Origin of the sequence: Mycobacterium sp., assembly GCF_049683355.1 — a bacterium.
GTDB lineage: Bacteria > Actinomycetota > Actinomycetes > Mycobacteriales > Mycobacteriaceae > Mycobacterium.
Window position 1 is genome coordinate 1 of the sequence record NZ_JBAUJB010000320.1, and the last position, 1890, is coordinate 1890.

Here is a 1890-nt window from a genome sequence, read left to right on the forward strand (position 1 = left end):
TGTTGTCCATCGGCTCCAACGTCGGTGACCGGTTGCGGTGGCTGCAGTCGGTGGTCGACGGCCTCGGCCGAGCCGTGGTGTCGGTGTCGCCGGTGTACGAGACGCAGGCATGGGGCGGCGTCGAACAGGGCCCGTTCCTCAACGCTGTTGTCCTCGCCGATGACCCGGCAACCGACGCGCACGGCTGGTTGCGCCGGGCCCACGAGCTCGAGGATGGGGCACAGCGGGTACGTGAGCAACGATGGGGTCCCAGGACGCTGGATGTCGACCTCGTCACGTGCCGAGACTCCGGCGCGGAGCTGACGCTCGGCGACGACGTGCTGACGCTGCCGCACCCGTACGCCCACGTGCGGGCGTTCGTGCTGGTCCCGTGGCTGGCGGCCGATTCGCACGCCACCATGAGCGTGGCGGGTCGGACGCGCACCGTCGGGGAGCTCCTCGAGGCCGTCGACCCAGCGGAGCGGGCCGGGGTGCGGCGCACCGGGCTGACGTTGACCTTCGGCGACGGGCGCTGACCGGCTGATGGGACCCACTCGTCTGCGAGATCTGATTGCCGCCGTGGTGGTGACCGCGGTGGTGGGCTACCTGGTGGTGCCCGCCGTGTACCGGTGGTTCCCGCCGATCACGATGTGGACCGGGGTGTCGCTGCTCGGCGTCGCGGTCGCCATCGGGGGTTGGGGATTTTATGTTCGTGCCCGGATCCGTGACGGTGAGGTCGGCGTGGGGCTCGGCCGGTTGCATCCGCTGGCGGTGGCGCGATCGGTGCTGATCGCCAAGGCGTCGGCATGGATGGGCAGCGTCGTGCTGGGGTGGTGGCTGGCCGTGGCGGTCTACCTGCTGCCGCGCCGCAGCGCATTGCGGGTGGCGGCCGAGGACGCCCCGGGCTCGGTGGTGGCCGCGTTGTGTGCGCTCGCGCTGGTCGTCGCGGCGTTGTGGTTGGAGCATTGCTGCAGGTCTCCCGACGAGCCGCCGGAGAACGCCGACGCGGCACCCGGCTGACCGATTCGCCCAGCGCACCCGCCGAATCGCCGAAGAGGTCGACACGCTAGATGACCTGTGGCGGGTACAGTCGGCCCATGACCGATCCGACCCGTGGCGCGCGTATTCGGCGCGGCGCCCGTCGACCGGGTTGGATCTTGATGTCGGTGTTGCTGGTGCTCGCCATCGGGGCGAGTTCGGCCCTGGTTTTCACCAACAGGGTGGAGTTGCTCAAGCTCGCGGTCATCCTCTCTCTGTGGGCCGCGGTGGTGGCCGCGTTCGTGTCGGTCGTCTACCGCAGGCAGAGCGACAGCGACCAGGCCAAGGTGCGCGACCTCAAGTTGGTCTACGACCTGCAGCTCGACCGTGAGATCTCGGCGCGACGGGAATACGAACTCGCGGTGGAGACGCAGCTGCGCCGCGAGCTGGCCTCCGAGTTGCGTGCGCAGTCGGCCGACGAGGTGTCGGCGTTGCGGGCCGAACTGGCCGCGCTGCGCGCGAATCTGGAGTACCTGTTCGACACCGACCTGTCGCACCGGCATGCGATCGAAACGGATCGCCGCGGTGGTGACGCCCGGGAGCTCGGTGGGTGGACTCCCGGTGCGGACACCGCGGGACGAGTCCGGAGCAGCCGGATCGACACCGAGGACGTCGACGAGGTCGCCGACGCGGAATCCCATGCGCCGGACACCGAGGAGAGCCCGATCATCGACGTTCCCGCCGAACCGCACCCCCCGGAGGAGGAACGGGTGTCGGCTGCCGATGAGGCGGGCGGCGCGCACCGCAGATTCTCCGAAGGCGCCCGGGCCGGGACGTATCGACCCGACGAGACGGCCGGCAGGCAGTGGGAGGCGCCACCCGCCCCGCCGCCTCGGACCGCCCCGCCCTCACCCGAGCCGCAGTTCCCGTGGC

At 70.7% G+C, this 1890-nt stretch carries 3 protein-coding genes; all 3 read left to right on the forward strand.

The annotated features are described in order from the left end of the window. The first annotated feature begins 2 nt into the window (after positions 1–2). The gene (folK, locus tag WA944_RS18730; RefSeq protein WP_526647216.1) at positions 3–515 is read left to right on the forward strand and encodes a 2-amino-4-hydroxy-6-hydroxymethyldihydropteridine diphosphokinase; all 513 of its coding nucleotides are present in this window, start codon (positions 3–5) and stop codon (positions 513–515) included. A 7-nt stretch (positions 516–522) separates the two neighbouring features. Then, positions 523–999: a DUF3180 family protein gene (locus WA944_RS18735; RefSeq protein ID WP_526647217.1), complete on the forward strand. Its 477-nt coding sequence runs from the start codon at positions 523–525 to the stop codon at positions 997–999. Positions 1000–1076: 77 nt separating this feature from the next. Next, the coding region (locus tag WA944_RS18740) for a DUF6779 domain-containing protein (RefSeq protein ID WP_526647218.1) at positions 1077–1890 on the forward strand (814 nt) is incomplete at its 3' end.

Bases quoted from the DNA above. Each gene is read 5' to 3' on its own strand.
- WA944_RS18735 (WP_526647217.1), top strand. From the start codon at position 523: ATGGGACCCACTCGTCTGCGAGATCTGATTGCCGCCGTGGTGGTGACC.